Genomic DNA, 18,647 nt, shown 5'->3' on the forward strand with positions numbered 1-18,647 from the left:
CCGTCGTGGCGATCCCTCGGACACCGAAGGTTGTACTTTCAATGAAAGGGGTCGCCCCAGCGATAGGGGGATCCTGTGGAATTACGCCAGATTCAGTACTTCGTGGCGGTGGCCGAAGAGCTGCATTTCGGCCGCGCGGCCGAACGCCTGCACATAGGCCAGCCGGCCGTGAGCCAGCAAGTGCGCCGCCTGGAACGGGAGCTGGGCACCCAGCTCTTCGACCGTTCCAGCCGCACCGTGACCCTCACACCGGTCGGCCGGGCCCTGCTGCCGGAGGGCCGCGAACTGCTGAAGGCGCTGGACTCCTTCGCCTCCATGGCGCAGCAGCTCGCGGTCCAGAGCGCGGCCACCTTCCGCCTCGGGATCAGCTCCGCCCTCGGCCAGCGCCTGGACGACTTCCTGGACGCGCTGCCGCGCCACGGGGCCGACACCCGCTTCGAGTTCCAGACCCTGGACGCCCGTACGCGCCTGGAGGAGGTGCGCGCGGGGCGCCTGGACGCCGCCTTCATCCGGGGCATCGAGCGCGCTCCTGGCCTGCTGCTTCTCACGCTCTGGTACGACCCGCTCGTGGTCGCGCTGCCCGCCGCGCACCCGTTGGCCGAACGTGAGCGCCTGGATCTGGCCGATCTGGCCGAACTGCCGTTGCGCATCGCCGGCCGCGAGGAGAATCCGGTGCTGTTCGACACGGTCGTCGCGGCGTGCCGCGCGGCCGGTTTCGAGCCGCTCCTCGGGCCGCCCTCGACGCGGCTCCAGGACACCCTGGCCGACATCGGCGCGGGCGGCTCCGGCTGGACCCTGGTGTACCCGACGGCGACCAACACGGTGTCCTCGCGCCGCATCGCGCTGCTTCCCCTTAACGGGGAGCCGGTCACTATCCGTATGTTTCTCGCCCTGCAGGAAAACGCCGACCCCGCACGTCTCGAGTTGTTGACGGCTGCGAGTAGGCAGGTTCGACGAAAGGTTGCGGGCGGGGACTGAGCCATTTTGCTTGGCGAATTCTTTACCTTCCCATTAGGTTTTGATGGCGGCGGTGCGATACGTTCTGAGCAACGAGCTTCCAGCCTGGTGTCCCGCCGATGTTCTTTCCGGCTGATGGGCGTCCGGCTGTGGAATCGCCAAGTTCGTAAACGGGGTGATTTTTGATATGTCCTGGTGGAAGTCCCGCCAAAAAAACCGCGAGTTAACTCTCCATCAATTCGTCGTGTCACGACGGATTCACATGCCACCTGTCGCCCTGCCAACTCATACCTGGAGGGGTAATGATCGTCAATCTTGATGTAACGCTGCGCGACGGAGGCTACCGCAACAACTTCGACTTCCCGCTGGACTACGCGCTCCACCACGCCCGGGAGAGCGTCGCGGCCGGCATGGAGTGGGTCGAGATCGGGTACCGCAACGGGTCGTTCAAGACCAAGCCCGGCCTCGGCCGCACCGGCATGGGGGCGGACGAGTACATACGGGCGGTCGCCGAGGTCGTCCCGCCCGAGCGCCTCTGCATGATCCTGCACCCGAAGAACATCACCGAGGACGACCTCGGCAGCATGTACGAGGCCGGCGCCCGCCTCCTGCGGTTCTGCCTTCCCTCCGCGACGCCCGAGCCCGGGCTCGAACTGCTCTCCCGGGCCGCCGAGCTCGGCTTCACCACCACGGTCAACATCACCCGGGTGAGCCAGCTCGCCAGACGCCGCCTCGTCGACCTCGCCGCCATGTCCGGCGACGCCGGCGCGGACGTGGTCTACCTGGCCGACTCCAACGGCAGCATGCACCCGGGCGAGGTGTCCCAACTGGTAACCCTGGTGCGGTCGGTGACCGACGCGGCCATCGGTCTGCACGCCCACAACAACCTCGGCCTCGCGCTGGCCAACGCCATCGCGGCCGTCGACGCGGGAGCCACCTGGATCGACTCCTCCGTCCTCGGCATGGGCAAGGGTCCGGGCAACCTGGTGACCGAGCAGTGGCTCGCCTACCTCGGACGGCGTACCGGCACCGCCACGTACGACCTCGGCCGCATCCTCAGCCTCGCGCACCGCATGGAGTCCGAGATCGCGGAGGCCGCGCCGTCGCTCCCGCTGCCCGACCTGGTCCTCGGCCACTTCGACCTGTCCGTCGAGGAGCGCGCCAAGCTCCCCCTGGACCGGATCGCCGACGCCTTCTCGGCGGCCCGCGAGCTCACCGCGGCGGGCGCCAGGTGACCTCGCGTCCCCCGCACCCGGAGCCGGCGCGCACCAGCGCGCCGGCTCCGGCCCGCGCCGTCCTGGGCGACCGCGGCGCGCCGCGCCACGCGGTCGTCCTCGCGCCCGTCATGCCCCGCTGGGACCAGGGCGCGTTCTTCCGGCACGTCGCCGAGCCGCTGCTCGCCGGCGGGCACCGGATCACGGTCTACGACACCCTGTCGCTGCTGCACGAGGGCGACGACCTGAAGGCGCTGGTGGACCGCTGGGCCGATTGTCTCGCACCGGGCGGCCACGCCGCCGAAGAGGCCGGGGCCGCGGACGCGGGCCCGGCCGTGCTGGCCGGAAACGCACTGGGCGGCGCCGTCGTCCAGGCCCTGCTCGACCGGGAGTGGACGCACCGCTCCCGGGTGGTGCTGCTGTCCGGGCCCACCGTCGCCGACGACGAACTGAACACCACCCTCGAACGCATCGCCGCCGTCACGGGCCAGGGCCTCGCCGCGGCCCTCGGGCTGCTGGACGAGGTGGTCCGAGGACCGGGCCCGCGTCCCGCCGCGCGGGACGTCGCGTCGGCCCAACCGCCGTCCGCCGACGAAGGGTTGGCGGGTGCACGGCTCGCGGCCGGACTGCGCCTGCTGCACGACGCCGACGCCCGGGAGCCCGTCCGCGGCTTTCCCGGACCCCTGCTGCACGTGTACGGCGAACAGTCGCTGCTCGTGCGGCGCCACCACCTGGCCACCGGACCCCGCCCCGACCACCACCTCGTGGGCATCCCCGGGGCCGGCATGCGCCCGCACGCCGACAAGGCCGCCCTCACCCGGGGCACCATCGCCCGCTTCCTGGGAGCTGAAGAATCATGAACCGCAAGACCGTCGCAGTCCTGCCCGGCGACGGAATCGGGCCCGAGGTCCTGGATGCCGCGCTGCCGGTGATCGACGCCGTCGGCCTGCCCATCGACCTGGAATTCGGTGACATCGGCTGGGACTGCTGGCGCACCGAGGCCAACCCCGTCCCCGACCGCACCTGGGACCTGATCGGCCGCAGCGACGCCGTCCTGCTCGGCGCCACCACCAGCAAGCCGCGCCGCGAGGCGCTGGCCGACCTGAGTCCGGAACTGCGTGCCACCGACCCGCAGTACATCTCACCCATCATCCAACTCCGCCAGCGCCTGGACTTGTTCGCCAACCTGCGGCCGGTGGAGAACTACCTCGGCGGCGGCACCCCGTACCGCTTCTGCGTGGTCCGCGAGAACACCGAGGGCCTGTACGCGGGCCTGGACTGGAACCACGTACCGGACGAGATGTGGCCGCTGGTGGCCGAGCACCCCAACGTCCGGCGCAGCGGCCGTGACGGCGCGACCGCCAGCGTCCGGCTCCAGACCTCGCACGGCCTCGACCGCATCCTGCGGTTCGCCTTCGAGACCGCCCGCACCCACGGCTACGAGCGGGTCACCCTCGCCGACAAGCCCAACGTCCTGCGGCACAGCAGCGCCTACGTCCTGGAGCGCCTGGAAGCCGTCGCCGCCGACTACCCGGAGATCCCCTTCGAGGTCCTCAACGTGGACGCGGTCGCCCTGTGGATGGCCCGCCGCCCCGAGCGCTTCGGCGTGATCGTGGCCGAGAACATGTTCGGTGACATCCTCTCCGACCTCGGCGGCGGCGTCATGGGCGGCCTCGGCCTCGCGCCCAGCGCCAACATCGGCGAGAAGGGCAACTACTTCGAGCCGGTGCACGGCAGCGCCCCGGCGATGGCCGGGCGCGAGCGCGCCAACCCGGTGGCCGCGTTCCTCACCATCGGTCTGATGCTGGAACACCTCGGCTTCCCGGACGAGGCCGCCGGCATCCAGGACGCGGTACGCCACGTCACGCGCCGACGCGACCGGGTCACCTACGACCTCGGCGGCTCCGCGAGCACCGGCGAGGCTGCGCAGGCCGTCATCGACGCCTGCCTCGAGGTGCCCCACACCCCGACCGCGGCCATCATCACCATCGGCGACGAACTGCTGCGCGGCGACCTGGAGGACTCCAACGCCGCCAACGCCTCGCGGATGCTGGGCGAGCGCGGCGTCACGGTCCGGGTGCGGCACACCATCGGCGACGACGAGGCCACCATCGCCGACGCCATCAGCCACTCCATCGGCCGCGACGACGTGATCGTGGTCATGGGCGGCCTCGGTCCGACCTCCGACGACGTCACCCGCGGCGGGGTGGCCCGCGCGCTCGGCCGCCCCCTCGAACACCGTGAGGAGGCGTGGCAGGGCGTCGTGGAACGCCTCACCCGCTTCGGGGTCGCCATCCACGACGACAACCGCCGCCAGGCGCTCTTCGCCGAGGGCGCCGACCTGCTGCCCAACGTCAACGGCACCGCCTGGGGCTGCCGCACCGAGTCGCAGGGCAGCACGGTGATCATGCTTCCCGGGCCACCGCGCGAATGCCTGCCGATGGTGGAGGCGGTCCTGCGCGACGGTCTGCCGCACCTGCCCGAGCCGCCCGAGGTGATGACCGTCTTCCGCCGCACCCTCGGCATCATCGAGGCGGACGCGGCGGCCCTGGTGGACGAGCTCGTCCAGGACACCGGCGTGCCGGTCAAGCCCGCCTACCGCTGGCACTACCCGTACGTCGACGTCCGGCTCGGCTGCCCGCCCGAGGCCGCCGACGACCTGGCCATGCGCCTCGATCTGGCCCTCGCCGGCCACATCGTCACCGACCGCGACCGCACCGCCGTCCAGGAACTCGCCCTGCTGCTGGACGAGCGCGGCCTGGTCCTCGACCTGGACGACCGGCTCACCGCGGGCGTGCTCGCGGCCGAACTGGCCCTCGAGCGCGACACCAGCGACGGCACCCGCACCCTCGCCGTCTCCCTGTCCGGCGTCTGGCACGGCGGCTCGCGCACGGAGTACACCGGCACGCTCGACCTCGTCCGCACCGTCCGCGACGAGTCCGGCGCCGAGCACACCGCCACGCTGACCGTGCCCAACCGCGGCGCCGAAGTCACCGCGTACGCGGCCCAGTTCGCCGCCTGGTCGCTCGCCCGGCACCTCACCGCGCACCCCCACCTACTCACGGAGGAAACCGCATGACCACCGCCGCCCCCGTGGCAGCCGACGCCCTGCGCGAGCGCCTGTCCCGCTTGGACACCGCCGCCCTGTCGGACGCGATGGACAGCCTGCGCACCCCGCCGTGCGTGCTGCCCGGCATCGCCACCCGCACCCCCGGCAGCATCGCCTGCGGGCCCGCCTTCACGGTCCGCTACCGCGCCATCGACGACGCCACGAGCTTCCACAACGCCGCCAACTACATCGACGACGTACCGGCGGGCTCGGTCGTCGTCGTGGACAACGGCGGCAGCCGCACCTGCACCAACTGGGGCTCGCTGCTCAGCTCCGTCGCACAGCACCGCGAGGTGGCCGGCACGGTCGTGCACGGCTCGGTGCGCGACGTGCTGGAGACGCGGACCGCCGGATACCCGCTGTTCAGCACCGATGTGACGATGGTCAGCGGCAAGAACCGGGTGGTCTTGGACCGTACCGGTGTCGAGCTCGACATCGCCGGTACGCCGGTGCGCCCCGGCGACTGGATCTTCGCCGACGACAACGGGGCGCTGCGCATCCCGGCCGACCTGGTCGAGGAGGTGGTGCGCCGCGCCGAGGCAGTCGAGCGCACCGAGTCCCGCATCCGGGAGGCCGCGCTCGGCGGCGCCCGGCTGGACGAGGCGCGGGCGCGGTTCGGCTACGCGCGGCCATGGGAGGAGGGCGGCGAGGATGAGCAGCGCTGAGCCCACCGGGGCGGCGGGCACCGCGGGCTCGGGCCCGGCCCCGCTGCCCGCGCGGGAGTCCCGCTTCATCGACGTCCACTACCACGTGGGCCCGGACGCCTATCTGCGCCGCCACACCGCCACCACGGCCGGCGCGCTCTACGCCGAGCACCGCGGCTGGGTCGTCCTCAAGAACCACCTCGGCTCCACCGCGGCCCAGGCGTGGGAGGCCCGGCAGCAGGGCCTGCCGGTCTCCGGTTCGATCGTCCTGAACCGGCTCGCGGGCGGCTTCGACCCGCGGGCGGTGGAACAGGCCGTCATCCAGCACGGCGACGACAGCGGGCTGCGCCTGATCGTGCACCTGCCCACGGTCACCGGCCGCACCCACCGCAGCCGCCTGGCCCGCACCCCCTCCCACCCGCTCCTCGGCGACGGTCAGCCCCCGCTGACCGTCGCCGACGAGAGCGGCGCGCTGCGCCCGGAGGTCACCGAACTCCTGCGCGCCGCACGAAACTTGCCGGTGGTCATCTCCACCGGGCACGCCGACGGCCACGAGGTGCGGCTGCTCGTCGACGAGGTCGTACGCCTCGACGTGCCGCGCCTGATGCTGAACCAGCCCGCCAACCCGATGACCGGGCTCAGCTGCAAGGACCTGGTGGAGGTGGCGGCGGCGGAGCAGGTGTGGACCGAACAGACCGCGCTGACCCGCCTCCTCGGCTACCAGGACTGGGCGGACTTCGCCGACGTGCTGTCCCTGCTGCCCCGCGTCGTCTACAGCTCGGATCTGGGACAGCCGTCCCAGATGGACATCACGGACTGGCTGACGTGGAATCAGAATAGCTACTCAGAGGCCGGGTTGGCGCCCGAGCGCGTCATCGACATCACTCACACCGGCCCGCTGAAGATGCTGAGTCTGTGACCGCACCGACGGTCCTGTCGGCGCTGCTGCTCTCCCTGCCGCTCGTGCTCCTCGCATGCTGGGCGGGGGGAGCGCTGTGCCGGCGCCTGGGCCAGCCCCCCGTCATCGGGGAGATGGCCGCGGGATCCTGCTCGGCCCGGCGCTGCTCGGCCGTGTGTGGCCCGCGGGGACGGCCGCCCTCTTCCCTCTCGATCTCGCCCCGGTCCGGGACGCGCTCGGCCAACTGGGCCTGCCGTGCTTCATGTTCCCGCTCGGCCGGAACTGGACGCCGAGCAGGTGCGCGGCGAGCGCGGCACGGCCCTCACGGTGGGCCTGGCGGGCCTGATCGTGCCCCTGGTGTGCGGAGTGCTCCTCGCGCTCGCGCTGTGGGACCCCTACGCCCCCGGTACGGCCGCCCGCCTGCCCTTCACCCTCTTCATCGCGGTCGCCCTGAGCATCACGGCCTTCCCGGTCCTCGCGCGCATCCTGACCGACCGCGATCTCGCCCACACCCGTATGGGCACCCTGGCCCTGACCTGACGTTGTGGCGTGGTCACTGCTCGCCCTGGTGGCCGCCCTGACCCGCAGCACCTCGACGCTCTCCGCCCTGGCCACGGTCTCGCTGACCGTCGCCTTCGCGGCCCTGATGCTCCGCGTCGTACGCCCGCTGCTGGCCCGCGCGCTCCAACGCGCCCGTCCGGGCCCCGCATCCGTCCTCGTCACGGGTGGCCTGTGCCTGTCGGCGCTGGCCACCGACCGCATCGGCGTCCACGCGACCCTGGGCGCGTTCCTCTTCGGCGCCGCCACACCGCGCAACGTCCCGGCGGTCCATCAAGTGGCGGCGGGCCAGGGACGGAAGGCGCGGGGCCGGAGCTGGTCGCGGCGGGGCGGCGCGGCGGGGCCGGGTAGGGAAGGTGCGCCGGATGCGGCTGTGACAGAACGAAGATCTCATGGGGAACCTGCCGTAATTCGGTGCGAGCTACCCATAGTTCTGACCGCATGGACCGCGCCGCCATTCCTGGGGGAACACCGAGAAGTACACCCGCATCGCCGCTCTGGCCGCCGTCGGGCTCGCCGCCACCCTCTCGCTCACCGCGTGTGGCGGCAACGACGACTCCGGCAGCGACGCGTCCGCCAAGAGCCCCGCCTCCACGGCCGCGCCCTCCACGCCCTCCGGCGGCACCGCCACAACGGACGGCGGCGGCTCGGCGTCGAGTGAGGGCGCGTACACCGACGTGCGGGTCTACCCGGCCCACACCGCCGAGTAGAGGGCCGGATGGGCAGAGGCGGGCTTTGTCGCGGCCGGGCTAGGGTCTGTCGTCAAAGTGCCGTCGTTGCCCGAAGGGCAGCCGCGCGGCGTCTGGTGCGTGCGAGCGCAAGGCGCCGGAATGCTCTCGTAGCGGAGCTACTAGGGCATTCCGGCAACGCCGCGATCAGTGGGGCCTCCCCTGTTCGAGCGCAGCCGAGAACTTGGGGATGTGCCAGACGCCGCGCGGCAGGCGGCACTTTGACGACAGACCCTAGAGCTGGAGCTCGTCCGCCGCCCGCCAGGCGTGGTCGGCGAAGCGAACGGCCTGGGGATGGGCGCCGTGCGAGGGGTGGGCGAGGTAGGCGGGGACCTTGGGCGCCCCCGTCAGCGGGACCAGACGGACGAAGGGGTGGGTGTAGCGGCGGGCCGCGGAGACGGGCGCGGTGCCCACACCGAGGCCGACCGCCACCTGCTCCAGCCATTCGTCGAAGTTGCGGCACTCGGCCCCGACCTCCGGCCGGTTCCCGTCCGGCCACATGTCCGGGAACGTGGTGCCGCTCACGGTGTTGATGATCAGGGGCAGTTCCGCGAGCTCCGCCCAGTCCAGCTCGGTGCGCTCGGCCAGTCGCCAGCTCGCGGGGACCGCGGCGATGCGGGGCTCCTCGCACAGCAGCACGCCCCGCAGCCCCGACGGCAGTTCCGCACAGCGCAGCAGACCCAGATGCACCTGCCCGGTGTCGAGCCCGGCCTGCGGGGTGTCGCAGCGGATGAACTGGACGGCCACGCCCGCCTCCTCGCCGAACCGCGCGGCGATCCGCGATAACCCCTCGGGCAGTCCCCAGCTGAACCCGATGCGCAGGGCCTCCCCCTCCTGCACCTCCCGCAGCGCCGCGTCGAGCTGACGCAGCAGGGGGGTGACCTTCCTGCGCAAGGCGGCGCCTTTGTCGGTCAACTCCGTGCGGCGCGTGCTGCGTTCGAAGAGCCGCACCCCCAAAGACTCCTCCAGCATGCGGATGTTGCGCGTCAGGGTCGGCTGGGCCAGGTGCAGGCGGCGGCCGGCGGCGGTGAAGCCCCCCTCTTCGGCGACGGCCAGAAAGCATCTCAGGTGACGCAGGTCTATATTCATTCGGCAATCCTATAGGTGGCTCCGCACTGTCATTTCTCAAGGCGCGATCGTATGCATAGGCTGCTTGATGTCACCGAGCGGACGGGATGACCGGCAGGGCCGGCATTCGCGAACTGCTGGTGTGCTGCCATGCACTCAAACGGGGGTACGTCATGAGTGAATACTGGTGCGCGCCGTCAACCGGGCTGGCGCCAAAACCGGTTCAACCAAGAGCAAAGGAATCCACAGGGGACAGCTCTGTGCCGCGGGCGTGTGCTCCCGGCACCGTTCCGGCCCGGCGCCCCTGGCGCCCCAAGGGTCGTCGATAGGGCGCTGGCCCGCGCCGTCCACTCCGGGGGACGCCTGCGCGCTGTGATCTCCGACGAGGTATCGGCCTCGCGTCTCTTCTTCGGCGGTGACCTCCGTCACCTGCGGAAGTTCTTTCCTCAACTTTTTTGCGCCGCCTATCCGTCCGGGCTGCGCGGATTTCACTCCGCGCCGCGCGGTACATCGGCGTGACGTAATTCTGGCCGACCCTTCCGGAATGCCTGTTCCGCTTCCGTAATCACCGAGAAGGATATTGATGTGCCGGTAATTGATACATACAACGGTCCGGTAGAACACGTCATCGTCGACGGGGATCCGGACCTGGCACCGCTGGTCTTCCTGCACGGCGGACTCGGCTGCGTCGCCGCCTGGGGCCGCTTTCCCGCCAGGCTCGCCGCCGCCACCGGACGCCGCGCCCTGGTCTACTCCCGACACGGCAACGGCGGCAGCGGCTCCGACCCGCTGCCGCGCACCCCACGCTACATGCACGAGCACGCCCAGGACGTACTGCCGGGCCTGCTCGACGCCCTCGGTCTGGAGCGCCCCGTCCTGGTCGGCCACAGCGACGGCGCCTCGATCGCCCTGCTGCACGCCTCGGTGCGTCCGGTGGAAGCCGTTATCGGGATGGGGCCGCACATGTACTTCGAGGAGGAGAACCGCCTCGGCATCGAGGCCGCCCGCGCCTCCTACGAGGCCGGTCCGCTCGCCAAGAAGCTGGCCCTGGTGCACGACGACCCCCGGGGAGTCTTCGACCGCTGGTCCGGCGTCTGGCTCTCGCCCGGGTTCCGCCACTGGAACATCGAGAACGACCTCGACGTCACCGCGCCGGTGCTGATGATCCAGGGCGACGCGGACGAGTACGGCTCGCTCGGCCAGGTCGACGCCGTCGAACGCGTGGTAAGCGGCCTCTTCCAGCGCCTGGTGCCCGAGGGCTGCGACCACTACCCCTACCTGGTCTGCCCCGACCTCGTCATCGAGAGCGTCTGCGATTTCCTCGCCGCGCACACCGACCCCGCCCCCACCGGCGCCCCCGCCGCGGAGGCCGTCCGATGACCGCGCCGACGAGCGCGCGGACGCCCCCGCAGGCGAGCACCCCCGCGGCCACTGAGGCCCCCGTGCGCCTCGACGCCCTCCTGGCCCGATCCGCCCGCCTGCACCCCGGGCGCACTGCCCTCGAAGGTGCCGGCCAGAGCTGGACCTATGCTCAACTAGAGTCCGCTGTAGCGGAGTTGGCCGACCGGCTCACCGCCGACGGGCTCGCTCCGGGCGACCGGGTCGGTGTCTACGCGCCCAAGGCCCCCGCCACCGTCATCGCCCTGTACGCGGCCCTGCGGGCCGGTGCGGTGGCCGCGCCCCTGGATGTGGCCGACCCGCCGGAACGCACCGCCCGCATGATCCACAATGCCGGGCTGTCCCTGCTGTTCACCAGCGACCGCGCCCTGGCCGGGGCACACCGGGCCGCCGCCCGGGCCCGCGAAGGCGCCCCGGCCGACGAGTCCGCCCTGGACCACGGCCTGCACCGGCTGCGCGTCCTCGGCGCCGAGGAGCGGCCCGCGCCCTTGCCCGCGCCCACCGATCGCGGCGGCTACATCCTCTTCACCTCGGGCAGCACCGGCTGGCCCAAGGGCGTCCTGCTCTCGCACGAGAACGTCGCCCACTACGCCCTGTGGGCCGCCCGCGAGTTCGGGCTCACCCCCGACGACCGGATCGGCTCCCAGGCCGCCCTCACCTTCGACCTGACCACCTTCGACCTGTTCAGCGCCGCCGCCGCGGGCGCCTGCACGGTCTTGATGCCGGACCTGCTGCGCGCCTTCCCGCGCGATGTCGTCGGCTGGCTGACCGAACAGCGCATCACGCACTTCGTGGCCGTGCCCTCGCTCTACCACGGCATGCTCCAGCAGGGCGGCATCGCCGACACCCCACCGGCGCACTTGCGCGTCGCGGCCTTCGGCGGGGAGGCCTTCGCGCCCGAACTCCTCGCGCGCTACCTGGATTTGCTCGACAACGTCCCCTTCTACAACCTGTACGGGCCCACCGAGACGAACGCCTGCACCTCCTACCGGATGCCCTCCGACTGGACCGCCGACCAGGAGCTGACCATCGGCCGCGGCATCGGCGGCGTCCACATCGAGGTGCTCGACGAGGACGGCCGGCCCACCGACGGCGAAGGTGAGATCCACATCGCCGGGCCCACCGTCTTCCAGGGATATCTGCGCGGTGGCGAACCGAGCGACCCCACCCGCACCGTCACCTTCCGCGACGGCGTGACACGCCGCGCCTACGCCAGCGGAGACATCGGGCGGATCACCGCCGACGGCCGGGTCTTCCTGCGGGGCCGGCGCGACTCCCAGATCAAGCGGCGCGGCCACCGCATCGACCTGATGGACGTGGAGAGCGCCGTTCTCGATCTGCCGCAGGTCGCCACCGCCGCGGTCGTCGCCAAGAACGGTCCCTACGCGGGCCAGATATGGGCCTACGCGCAGACCGGCGCCACCGAGCCGGAGCTCTTGGCCGCGCTGCGCGACGTACTGCCCAAGCGGATGCTGCCCGACCGGATCGTCCCGGTCACCACGTTGCCCACCACCACCAGCGGCAAGGTCGACCGCCGCGCCCTGAGTGGCGACGGCGACCCCGTCCTCACCAGCACCGAACCCCCCGGCGTCGTACCCACCGGCGCCCTACCCACCGGCCCCGTACTCATCGAGGAGATCCCCGCATGAACAGCGTCGAAGACCTCTGCACCCTCATCGCCCGCCGGATCACCTGGGGCCGGGGCGAGGACCCGCAGTCCCTGACCCCGGACACCCCACTCCTGGAGATGGGCCTGGTCGACTCGCTGGCGATCATGGAGATCGTCTCGGCGCTCGACGCCGAGGCCGGCATCAGCCTGCCCGACACCGAGATCGTCGCCGCCAACTTCCGCAGCCCCAAGGCCCTTTGGGTCGCCATCGAGCGTCTCGAAGCCGAGGGCGGCAAGTGACCGCGGTGGCCCTGGCGGCGCTGCGCTCCGGCCCGCCCGAGACGGAGCGGCTCGTCGACACCTACCGGGACCTGGCGGCGCCGGTCCTGGAAAAGACCGCGGGCGACGACTTCCTCGCCCAGTGGCGGGCCATGGCCGACCTCGGTGTGCTGCGGCTCGCCGACCCGGATGCGTCCGGACCCGGCCCCGTCACCCGCTCGCTCGCCGCGATCGAGGGCCTCGGGCTCGCGGGCGCTGATCCGGGCCTGTGCTACGCGCTGGCCTCGCAGCTCTTCGGCATGCAGTTCCCGCTGCGGGCCGTCCTCGGCGCGGACGCCTGGGGTGCGGTCGCCGACGTCCAGGACGGTGAGGTGCTGCTGTGCCACGCGCTGACCGAGCGCGGCGGCGGCAGCGACCCGTTCTCGATGGCGACGCGGGCCCGGCGGGAGGGCGACGGCTTCGTCCTGGACGGCGCCAAGACCTTCATCACCGCCGCGCCCGTCGCCGACCGGGCGATCGTCTTCGCCCGCACCGCCGAAGGACGCTCCCCCTTCGCGCTGTCCGCGTTCCTGTTCCCGCTCGACCTGCCCGGCGTCCGGCGCGGAGAGTCCTTCACCAAGACCGCGCTGCCGAGCGTGCCGATGGGTGAACTCCTCTTCGACGGCGTGCGGTTGGGGCCCAAGGCGCTGCTGGGCGAGGAGGGCTCCGGTCTCGCGGTGATGGCCTCCACTACCGCATGGGAGCGTTCTGTCATCCTCGGCTACGCGCTCGGCCCGATGCACCGCACCCTGGCCCGTACCGTCGAGTGGGCCGCACAGCGCGAGCACTTCGGCCGCCGCATGGGTGCGAGCCACCAGGTCGCCGCCCGTGTCAGCGACATGGCCATGGCCCTGCACCGCTCCCGCGTCCAGCTCTACGCGATGGCCGCCCGGCTCGACGCCGGGGTCCCGGCCCGCAAGCTCGCCGCGGAAGCCGCCCTCACCAAGATCTCCGTCGCCGAGGACTACGTCCGGCTGACCGAACACGCCACCGCGCTGTCCGGCGTACGGGCCTTCCTGCCCGACTGGGACCTGGCCGCCGACCTGGCGAGCCCGATGGCGGCCCTGACCTACGCCGGCTCCAATGACCTGCTGCGCGTGGGCGTCGCACGGCAACTCGGCCTACCGGTCGAGAACTGACCGATCGAGACCCGAACCGAAGGACATCGATGACGCTGCCGACCCAACTCGAGGATCTCCTCAAACTCGCCGCGGAGACCGGCGCCCGGCTCGCCCCCCTCGCCGCCGATGTGGACGCCGGACACGCCGACGGCCACGAGACGTACCGCCTCCTGCGCGAATCCGGCCTGCTCGCCCTGCTCGTCCCCGAGGAGGCGGGCGGCGCGGGGCTCGGCTTCGGCGACTACTGGCGTGTGCTCGCCGAACTCGGCGCGCACAACGGGGCCGCGGCCCTCGGCGTGAACATGCACCACGTGGTGATGGGCGCGCTCGCCGACTCCGCCGGAACCCGTCTCTCCCCGGCCGCCGACGCGTTCCGCGCCTGGATGCTGGACGAGGTGGTGCACGGCCGCAAACTGTTCGCCTCCGCCACCTCGGAGACCGGCCGGGGCGCCAAGCTCCACGGGCTGCGGACCCGCTACCGGCTCTCCGACGACGCAGCCCACTACATCCTGACCGGGCACAAGTCGTTCGTTTCGCTGGCGGGCGCCGCCGACTACTACGTCGTCGCGGCCGTGGCCGAGGACACCGCGGAGGACACCGCCGAGGTCTCGCACTTCGTCGTCGCCGCGGACGACCCCGGCGTCAGCTTCGGCAGCGTCCACCGCATGTCCGCGATGTACGGCACCAGCACCGCCCCCATGACCCTGGACCAGGTTCCGGTGCCGCGCTCCCGGCTCTACATGGGCGTCGAGGGCATGTCGCTGTTCAAGGTCGTACGCGAGCCGCACTGGATGATCGCCGGTTACGCCGGTGCCTACCTCGGCATCGCCGAGGCACTCTTCCGGCACACCGTCGACCATGTCACGGCCTCCCCCGAGCGGGCCCATTCACCCGTGGTGCAGCAGGAGTTGGGGCGCATGTCGGCCCGGCTGCGGGCCGCCCGCGCCCTGGTGCACGAGGCCGGTGACCTCGTCACCGCCGAGCGCGGCAGTCTGGAGGCCAACGCCATGGTGCACGCGGCCAAGTACGTCGTCGGCGAGGTGGGCCCGCAGCTCGCGCAGGACGCGCTGCGGCTGTGCGGCTCGGCCGCCGTCAGCCGCAGCCACCCCTTGGAGCGGCTGATCCGCGAGGCGTCCTTCGCGCACGTGATGCCGGCCAAGCCGCAGGACTGCCTGGAGTACCTGGGCAAGGCCGCCGTCGGCGTCAACCTCTACGACGCCCGGGCCTTCGCATGGTGATCCCGGTCCAGGACGCGCCCGCCGTCACCCTCGACGCCTTCCGGGCCCTGATGGGCTCGCACCCCAGCGGCGTCGCCGTCATCACCACCGCCGACGCGCAGGGCACGCCGTACGGCTTCACCTGCACCGCCCTGTGCTCCCTGTCCCTCGATCCGCCGCAACTCCTGGTGTCGGTGTCCAACACCGGCAGCACCCTGCCGATCCTCGCCGCCCGCGGCGCCTTCACCGTCAACTTCCTGCACGGTGCGGGCCGTCGCGCGGCCGAGGTCTTCGCGGGGCCCGCGGCCGAACGCTTCCGCTCGGTCGCCTGGCGGCCCGGGCCGGCCACCGGCCTCCCCGTCCTCGCCGAGGACGCCCACGCCAGCGCCGAGTGCCGCGTGGCCCGGCTCATCCCGGCCGACGACCACACCCTGGTCATCGGCGAGGTGCTGGACACCGAGACCCACGCACCCGCGACCGACGCGGCGCCGCTCCTGTACGGCATGCGCCGCTACGCCACCTGGCCGGCCGGCTGACCCGGCCGTTCCGATCCGGCTTTCGCCCCACCTCCCCATCCACGTCCCACCCGAACCCGAGGAATACGCATGTACCGCACCCTGATGAAGTCCAAGATCCACCGCGCCACCGTCACCCAGGCCGACCTGCACTACGTCGGCTCGCTGACCATCGACTCCGACCTGATGAAGGCCGCGGACCTGCTGCCCGGCGAGAAGGTCGACATCGTCGACATCGAGAACGGCTCCCGGCTGTCCACCTACGTCATCGAGGGCCCGGCCGGCTCCGGCGTCATCGGCATCAACGGCGCCGCCGCCCGTCTCATCAGCCCCGGGGACCGGGTGATCATCATCGCGTACGCCACCATGACGGACGAGGAGACCGCCGGCTTCATCCCGCACGTCGTCTTCGTCGACGAGCGGAACACGGTCGTCGACCTCGGCGGCGACCCGGCCGCGGTGCCCGAGGGCTCCGGCCTCAAGCGCGGCGACCTCATCGCCAACTGAGCGTGAGTACAAGCCAGTTCAGGGGGTCGGCATGACGGTTTCCGTGGTCAGCGGGGGCACCCGCGGCATCGGGCGCGCACTGACCCTGCGGCTCACCGCGCTCGGACACGAGGTGATCGCCCTCTACCGCGGTGACGGCGAGTCCGCCGAGCAGACCGAGAAGGCCGGCGAGGGCCGGGTCACGGCGCTGCGCTGCGACCTCACCCGACCCGAGGAGATCCACGCGGTCTGCGCCCGGATCACCGCCGAGTACGGCGCGCCCGCCGTGCTCGTCAACAACGCCGGGGTCAACCGCGACGGGCCCTTTTTGTCCATGACCGCCGAGGACTGGGACACGGTGCTGGCCACCAACCTGTCCGGCCCCTTCCACCTGAGCCGGGCTCTCGCGCCCGCGATGGTGGAGGCCGGCGGCGCCTGCATCGTCAACATCGCCTCCACCACGGCGATCCGTCCCCGCAGCAACGGCGCCAACTACTGCGCCGGCAAGGCTGGTCTGATCCAGCTCACCAAGTGCCTGGCCCTCGAACTGGCCCCGCACGTCCGGGTGAACGCGCTGCTGCCCGGCTTCACCGACACCGAGGAGGTCACCGAGCGCTACGGCCTGGACGACCCGGAGCGGCTGGCCACCGTCCTCGGCACCATCCCCGCCCGCAGGCTCGGCACGACCAACGACATGGCCGACGCCCTGGAGTACCTGGTGACCACCCGCAGCGGCTACCTCACCGGGCAGCAACTCGTCGTGGACGGCGGCCACTTCATGGGGTGAGGACGCCCCTCTGCACCCCACACGCACCGACACACCCCACAACTCAGGAGAACACACCCATGCGACTGACCCGGCACCAGGTCGACCAGTACCACGACCAGGGATTCCTGACGCTGGAAGCCCTTCTCGACCCCCGGGAGGTGGACACGCTGCGGGCGGCCCTCGACCGCGACGCCAAGGTCCCCGGACCGCAGCTGGTGACCGAGGACGGCGGCACCGCGGTGCGCGCGGTCTACTCCTCGCACCAGCGCCAGCCCGAGTACGCCGGCCTGGTCCGCGATCCGCGCATCCTGCCGGCCGTGCAGCAGCTGCTCACCGACGACGTGTACATCTACCAGTTCAAGATCAACGCCAAGCCGGCCTTCGGCGGCGACAAGTGGGCCTGGCACCAGGACTACCTCGCCTGGCGGCTGGCCGACGGGCTGCCCGCGCCGCGTCAAATCAGCATCGGCGTCTTTCTCGACGACGTCACCGAGTTCAACGGTCCCGTCATCTTCCTGCCGGGCTCGCACCGCGAGGGGCTCGTCCGCGAGGGCCGTTCGGCCACCGCCAAGTCCGACCAGCACCTCGACCCCGACGACATCTCACTAACCCCGGAGCAGCTCGCCACGCTCGTCGACCGGCACGGTATGACCAGCCCCAAGGGGCCGGCCGGCTCCGTGGTGCTGTTCTCGCCGGAGATCGTGCACGGCTCGGCCCCCAACATGTCGCCGTTCGCCCGCCGCCTGCTGATCGCCACCTACAACGACACGGCCAACCTGCCGCGGCCCGTGGGCGAGCCGCGTCCGGACTACGTGGTGTGCCGCGACACCGAGCCGCTGCGCCCCCTGGACGCGCCGTTCTCCGAGACGCTCGCCCTGCCTATGGTGGCGTCGTGACGCCCCGCACCGGACGCGCCGTCGTCCTGGAAGAGTTCAACTCGCCTCTGGCACTTCGGGAGTTCGAGATCCCGCCCGCTCCCGACGGCGGCATGATCGTCGCCTGTGGATACGGCGGCGTCTGCGGCACCGACCTGCACCTGAGGCAGGGGCACCTCGACATCCCCGTCCCGCTGGTCCTCGGCCACGAAGGCCTGGGCAACGTAAGGGAGTTGGGGATCGGGACGCACCGCGACGCCACCGGGGCGCCGCTCGCGACCGGTGACACGGTGATGTGGGCTTCCTCCATCGCCTGCGGCGTCTGCCCGCCCTGCCGGCTGCACCGCGAACCAACCCTGTGCGAGCAGCGCCGCACCTACGGCGTCAACCGCGCCCTGGACAGCGGCCCCGAGCTCTCCGGCGCCTGGGCCGACCACATCGTGCTGCAACCCGGCACCGCCGTCATCAAGGTGCCCGAGGGCATCGATCCGCTCGCCGCCATGTCGCTGGCCTGCGCCGGGCCCACGGTGGCGCACGCCCTGTACGAGCGGCGGCCGGTGCGTCTGGGCGAGACCGTGGTGGTGCAGGGCAGCGGCCCGGTCGGTCTCGCTGCGGCGGCGTTCGCCCAACTGGCCGGTGCGGCCAGGGTCGTTGTCGTGGGCGGCCCGGCCTCGCGGCTCGAACGGGCGGCGGCGGCCGGTATCGGTGACGTCCACCTGGACATCGCCGGGGCGGCCGACCCCGCGGACGTCCTGCGCCAGGTCAAGGACGCCACCGGGGGAGACGGAGCCGATCTGGTCATCGAGTGCGCCGGGGTGCCGGCCGCGGTCGGCCAGGGGTTGAGCCTGCCCCGCCGGGGCGGTAGCTACCTGATCATCGGCCAGTACACCGACGCCGGCGACACCCTGATCAACCCGCACCAGATCGTGCACCGGCAGCTGGACGTGATCGGCTCCTGGGCCTTCACCGGAGCCCATCTCGTCGAGTACGTACGCCTGTTGCCCGCGCTCACCGCCCGCTTCGACCTGGTGAGCCTGGTCACGCCCTTCCCGCTGGAGCGGCACGCCGACGCGCTCGGGGCGGTCGCGGACGGGTCGGTGATGAAGGCGGTGCTCACCTCCTGAGCGGGTCGCGCACCTGAGGGCGCCGGGGCGGGAGGCGGT

The 18,647-nt window shown here is 71.9% G+C and carries 19 protein-coding genes; 18 read left to right on the forward strand and 1 reads right to left on the reverse strand.

The window, feature by feature from the left end; all coding sequences use genetic code 11:
* Nucleotides 1–75 precede the first annotated feature (75 nt).
* From OG510_RS05645 to OG510_RS05680, 8 genes are all read left to right on the forward strand, one after another.
* Nucleotides 76–978 (forward strand): LysR family transcriptional regulator, encoded by a 903-nt coding sequence (locus OG510_RS05645; RefSeq protein WP_406135614.1) that lies wholly within the window; start codon nt 76–78, stop codon nt 976–978.
* Between the two features lie 281 nt (nt 979–1,259).
* On the forward strand, nt 1,260–2,192 hold the full coding sequence (locus OG510_RS05650; protein ID WP_164265871.1) for a 3-hydroxy-3-methylglutaryl-CoA lyase: 933 nt from the start codon (nt 1,260–1,262) through the stop codon (nt 2,190–2,192).
* Complete coding sequence (locus OG510_RS05655) at nt 2,189–3,031, forward strand: alpha/beta fold hydrolase (protein ID WP_406135616.1); 843 nt, start codon at nt 2,189–2,191, stop codon at nt 3,029–3,031. The genes OG510_RS05650 and OG510_RS05655 overlap by 4 nt, the downstream gene beginning before the upstream one ends.
* Nucleotides 3,028–5,250 (forward strand): isocitrate/isopropylmalate family dehydrogenase, encoded by a 2,223-nt coding sequence (locus tag OG510_RS05660; protein WP_406135617.1) that lies wholly within the window; start codon nt 3,028–3,030, stop codon nt 5,248–5,250. Before OG510_RS05655 ends, OG510_RS05660 begins: the two co-directional genes overlap by 4 nt.
* The gene (locus tag OG510_RS05665) at nt 5,247–5,945 is read left to right on the forward strand and encodes an RraA family protein (RefSeq protein WP_406135618.1); all 699 of its coding nucleotides are present in this window, start codon (nt 5,247–5,249) and stop codon (nt 5,943–5,945) included. Before OG510_RS05660 ends, OG510_RS05665 begins: the two co-directional genes overlap by 4 nt.
* Nucleotides 5,932–6,843: a DUF6282 family protein gene (locus OG510_RS05670; protein WP_406135619.1), complete on the forward strand. Its 912-nt coding sequence runs from the start codon at nt 5,932–5,934 to the stop codon at nt 6,841–6,843. Before OG510_RS05665 ends, OG510_RS05670 begins: the two co-directional genes overlap by 14 nt.
* 234 nt (nt 6,844–7,077) lie before the next feature.
* Nucleotides 7,078–7,362, forward strand: a complete 285-nt coding sequence (locus OG510_RS05675; RefSeq protein WP_406135620.1) for a cation:proton antiporter — start codon at nt 7,078–7,080, stop codon at nt 7,360–7,362.
* Nucleotides 7,363–7,366: 4 nt separating this feature from the next.
* Entirely contained in the window at nt 7,367–8,041 is a 675-nt protein-coding gene (locus OG510_RS05680; protein ID WP_406135621.1) for a cation:proton antiporter, read from the forward strand.
* Nucleotides 8,042–8,342: 301 nt separating this feature from the next.
* On the opposite strand, the gene OG510_RS05685 is transcribed toward OG510_RS05680, so the two are convergent.
* Nucleotides 8,343–9,197 carry a LysR family transcriptional regulator gene (locus tag OG510_RS05685; RefSeq protein ID WP_164267285.1) on the reverse strand — a complete coding sequence of 285 codons (855 nt, stop codon included), beginning with the start codon at nt 9,195–9,197 and terminating at the stop codon, nt 8,343–8,345.
* A gap of 564 nt (nt 9,198–9,761) precedes the next feature.
* On the opposite strand from OG510_RS05685, the gene OG510_RS05690 reads away from it, so the two are divergent.
* The 10 genes from OG510_RS05690 (at nt 9,762) to OG510_RS05735 (ending at nt 18,608) form a co-directional block, all read left to right on the forward strand.
* The gene (locus tag OG510_RS05690; protein ID WP_406135623.1) at nt 9,762–10,556 is read left to right on the forward strand and encodes an alpha/beta fold hydrolase; all 795 of its coding nucleotides are present in this window, start codon (nt 9,762–9,764) and stop codon (nt 10,554–10,556) included.
* Nucleotides 10,553–12,223 carry an AMP-binding protein gene (locus tag OG510_RS05695; RefSeq protein ID WP_406135624.1) on the forward strand — a complete coding sequence of 557 codons (1,671 nt, stop codon included), beginning with the start codon at nt 10,553–10,555 and terminating at the stop codon, nt 12,221–12,223. Before OG510_RS05690 ends, OG510_RS05695 begins: the two co-directional genes overlap by 4 nt.
* Complete coding sequence (locus OG510_RS05700; RefSeq protein WP_164267140.1) at nt 12,220–12,483, forward strand: acyl carrier protein; 264 nt, start codon at nt 12,220–12,222, stop codon at nt 12,481–12,483. The genes OG510_RS05695 and OG510_RS05700 overlap by 4 nt, the downstream gene beginning before the upstream one ends.
* Entirely contained in the window at nt 12,480–13,640 is a 1,161-nt protein-coding gene (locus OG510_RS05705; RefSeq protein ID WP_406135626.1) for an acyl-CoA dehydrogenase family protein, read from the forward strand. The genes OG510_RS05700 and OG510_RS05705 overlap by 4 nt, the downstream gene beginning before the upstream one ends.
* A gap of 29 nt (nt 13,641–13,669) precedes the next feature.
* On the forward strand, nt 13,670–14,860 hold the full coding sequence (locus OG510_RS05710) for an acyl-CoA dehydrogenase family protein (RefSeq protein ID WP_406135627.1): 1,191 nt from the start codon (nt 13,670–13,672) through the stop codon (nt 14,858–14,860).
* Nucleotides 14,854–15,375, forward strand: coding sequence for a flavin reductase family protein (locus tag OG510_RS05715; protein ID WP_164267142.1), 522 nt, complete (start codon nt 14,854–14,856; stop codon nt 15,373–15,375). The genes OG510_RS05710 and OG510_RS05715 overlap by 7 nt, the downstream gene beginning before the upstream one ends.
* Nucleotides 15,376–15,444: 69 nt before the next feature.
* The gene (gene panD / locus OG510_RS05720; protein ID WP_406135628.1) at nt 15,445–15,861 is read left to right on the forward strand and encodes an aspartate 1-decarboxylase; all 417 of its coding nucleotides are present in this window, start codon (nt 15,445–15,447) and stop codon (nt 15,859–15,861) included.
* A gap of 31 nt (nt 15,862–15,892) precedes the next feature.
* Nucleotides 15,893–16,627: an SDR family NAD(P)-dependent oxidoreductase gene (locus OG510_RS05725; protein WP_406135629.1), complete on the forward strand. Its 735-nt coding sequence runs from the start codon at nt 15,893–15,895 to the stop codon at nt 16,625–16,627.
* A 59-nt stretch (nt 16,628–16,686) separates the two neighbouring features.
* Nucleotides 16,687–17,505, forward strand: coding sequence for a phytanoyl-CoA dioxygenase family protein (locus tag OG510_RS05730; RefSeq protein ID WP_406135630.1), 819 nt, complete (start codon nt 16,687–16,689; stop codon nt 17,503–17,505).
* On the forward strand, nt 17,502–18,608 hold the full coding sequence (locus OG510_RS05735) for a zinc-binding dehydrogenase (protein WP_406135632.1): 1,107 nt from the start codon (nt 17,502–17,504) through the stop codon (nt 18,606–18,608). Before OG510_RS05730 ends, OG510_RS05735 begins: the two co-directional genes overlap by 4 nt.
* Nucleotides 18,609–18,647 lie beyond the last annotated feature (39 nt).

The organism is Streptomyces sp. NBC_01089, from assembly GCF_045162975.1.
Taxonomy (GTDB): domain Bacteria; phylum Actinomycetota; class Actinomycetes; order Streptomycetales; family Streptomycetaceae; genus Streptomyces.

Coding starts and splice junctions, on each gene's coding strand:
- OG510_RS05650 (WP_164265871.1), top strand. CDS start 1,260: ATGATCGTCAATCTTGATGTAACGCTGCGCGACGGAGGCTACCGCAAC.
- OG510_RS05660 (WP_406135617.1), top strand. CDS start 3,028: ATGAACCGCAAGACCGTCGCAGTCCTGCCCGGCGACGGAATCGGGCCC.
- OG510_RS05665 (WP_406135618.1), top strand. CDS start 5,247: ATGACCACCGCCGCCCCCGTGGCAGCCGACGCCCTGCGCGAGCGCCTG.
- OG510_RS05670 (WP_406135619.1), top strand. CDS start 5,932: ATGAGCAGCGCTGAGCCCACCGGGGCGGCGGGCACCGCGGGCTCGGGC.
- OG510_RS05685 (WP_164267285.1), bottom strand. CDS start 9,197: ATGAATATAGACCTGCGTCACCTGAGATGCTTTCTGGCCGTCGCCGAA.
- OG510_RS05695 (WP_406135624.1), top strand. CDS start 10,553: ATGACCGCGCCGACGAGCGCGCGGACGCCCCCGCAGGCGAGCACCCCC.
- OG510_RS05700 (WP_164267140.1), top strand. CDS start 12,220: ATGAACAGCGTCGAAGACCTCTGCACCCTCATCGCCCGCCGGATCACC.
- OG510_RS05710 (WP_406135627.1), top strand. CDS start 13,670: ATGACGCTGCCGACCCAACTCGAGGATCTCCTCAAACTCGCCGCGGAG.
- OG510_RS05715 (WP_164267142.1), top strand. CDS start 14,854: ATGGTGATCCCGGTCCAGGACGCGCCCGCCGTCACCCTCGACGCCTTC.
- panD (WP_406135628.1), top strand. CDS start 15,445: ATGTACCGCACCCTGATGAAGTCCAAGATCCACCGCGCCACCGTCACC.
- OG510_RS05725 (WP_406135629.1), top strand. CDS start 15,893: ATGACGGTTTCCGTGGTCAGCGGGGGCACCCGCGGCATCGGGCGCGCA.
- OG510_RS05730 (WP_406135630.1), top strand. CDS start 16,687: ATGCGACTGACCCGGCACCAGGTCGACCAGTACCACGACCAGGGATTC.